The organism is Pseudomonas sp. BMS12, from assembly GCF_001592875.1.
GTDB lineage: Bacteria > Pseudomonadota > Gammaproteobacteria > Pseudomonadales > Pseudomonadaceae > Aquipseudomonas.
This window is the reverse complement of record NZ_LSOF01000041.1, coordinates 1-729: the sequence shown is the minus strand read 5'-3', so window position 1 is coordinate 729 and position 729 is coordinate 1. Positions and strand designations below refer to the sequence as shown.

Annotated in this window: 1 protein-coding gene; it reads right to left on the bottom strand. The window is 58.5% G+C overall.

Translation table 11 applies throughout. From position 1 onward, the window contains the following. Positions 1-3: 3 nt before the first annotated feature. On the bottom strand, positions 4-729 hold a 726-nt coding region (locus AYB31_RS20965), incomplete at its 5' end, for an EF-Tu/IF-2/RF-3 family GTPase (RefSeq protein ID WP_269085738.1).

Below are 729 nucleotides of genomic sequence, written 5' to 3'. Positions count from 1 at the left end.
CGATTACTCGACGATTTTGGCAACCACGCCAGCACCAACGGTACGGCCGCCTTCGCGAATCGCGAAGCGCAGACCATCTTCCATGGCGATCGGCTTGATCAGGGTAACAACCATTTTCACGTTGTCGCCCGGCATTACCATTTCAACGCCTTCCGGCAGTTCGCACGAACCGGTCACGTCGGTGGTACGGAAGTAGAACTGCGGACGGTAGCCCTTGAAGAACGGAGTGTGACGACCGCCTTCTTCTTTGGACAGAACGTACACTTCAGCTTCGAACTTGGTGTGCGGCTTGATGGTGCCCGGCTTGGCCAGAACCTGGCCACGCTCCACGTCGTCACGCTTGGTGCCGCGCAGCAGGACGCCACAGTTCTCACCAGCACGACCTTCGTCGAGCAGCTTGCGGAACATTTCAACGCCGGTGCAGGTGGTCTTGGTGGTGTCACGCAGACCAACGATTTCGATTTCTTCCTGNACGGTACCGCGACCGGAGATCGAGAATACGTCTTCGATCGGCATCAGGAACGGCTTGTCGATGGCACGTACCGGCTCCGGAATGTAGGAGTCCAGAGTCTCGACCAGCTTCTTGACAGCGCTGGTACCCATCTCGTTGTCGTCCTGACCGTTCAGGGCCATCAGCGCGGAGCCGATGATGATCGGAGTGTCGTCACCCGGGAAGTCGTAGGTGCTCAGCAGGTCGCGAACTTCCATCTCGACCAGTTCCAGCAGCTC